A 1,139-nucleotide genomic window follows, 5' to 3' on the forward strand; every position below is an offset into this window, starting at 1 on the left:
GCGCCACTGGCCGCGATCGGCAACACCCGTCCGCGCGCAGGCTCGCTGCACGCCATGATGGACAGGCGCTATGAGGCCTACAAGACGCATGTCGTCAACCCCTTTTTCCGGGAACACATCACCCGCCTCGACCGCCAGATCGTGCTGATCGACGCTATGCAGGCGCTGAACGCCGGCCCGGGCGCCATGGCCGACCTGGAACGCGCGGTGACCGAGATCCTCAGCTGTTTTCGCCCCGGCCGGGGCAGCTTCCTCACCGATCTGTTCTCGCGGCGCATCGACCGCATCCTGGTTGCCGCGACCAAGGCCGACCATCTGCATCACGAAAGCCATGACCGGCTGCAGGCGATCGTGCGGCGGCTTGCCGACCGCGCCGTGGCACGGGCGAATTTCACCGGCGCCGATGTCGATGTGGTCGCCATGGCGGCGGTGCGCGCGACGCGCGAAGGCACCGTCAGGCAAGGCCGGGAGACGCTTCCCGTCATCATCGGCACGCCGATAGCCGGTGAGAAGATCAACGGCGAAACCTTCGATGGAAAAACTGAAACAGCCATATTTCCCGGTGACTTACCGGAGAATATTGATGCGGTTTTCGATGTTTCGGGAGCCGATCACAGGCAGGACTCCGCGGACCCTGCAATCCGCTTCGTCCGTTTCCGTCCCCCAAAGCTCGAACGCACGGCCGAAGGCGTCACGCTGTCGCTGCCGCATATCAGGCTCGACCGTGCCTTGCAGTTCCTGATCGGAGATCATCTGGCATGACCGCGCCCCGCAAGCCGGCGGCATTCCGCATCGAACCGGAAGCCCCACCGAGACAAGCGGCCCCTGAGCCGCGCAACATCCAGGCCGACACCCAGCGCAAACCCCGCGCGATGAAAACCCATGTCGCGATGGTCATTCCGGCGAAAGTCGATGTCTTCGACGAGCCCGACATCATTGCCGCGGAGCCGCCACCAGCCGTCGCCCCCAGGAAACGCTCGCTGCTCGGCAGCATCTTCTTCGGCGCCTTCGGCGTGCTGGTTTCGCTGGCGGTCGGCCTGTGGACCGACCAGCTCATACGCGACCTCTTTGCGCGCGCTGAGTGGCTGGGCTGGCTGGCCGCCGGCATGGCCGCCATCGCCGTGCTGGCGCTTGTGGTG

Annotated in this window: 1 protein-coding gene and 1 pseudogene; both read left to right on the top strand. The window is 65.6% G+C overall.

Annotated elements, in window-relative coordinates; translation table 11 throughout:
• Positions 1-762 (top strand): YcjX family protein (locus EN994_RS32460; RefSeq protein ID WP_164746473.1); only part of this gene is annotated, 762 nt, incomplete at its 5' end.
• Positions 759-1,139 (top strand): annotated as a pseudogene (locus EN994_RS32465) (TIGR01620 family protein); the annotation flags it as partial. The gene EN994_RS32460 and the pseudogene EN994_RS32465, both read left to right, overlap by 4 nt.

The organism is Mesorhizobium sp. M7A.F.Ca.CA.002.09.1.1, assembly GCF_003998555.1.
Lineage (GTDB): Bacteria > Pseudomonadota > Alphaproteobacteria > Rhizobiales > Rhizobiaceae > Mesorhizobium > Mesorhizobium ciceri.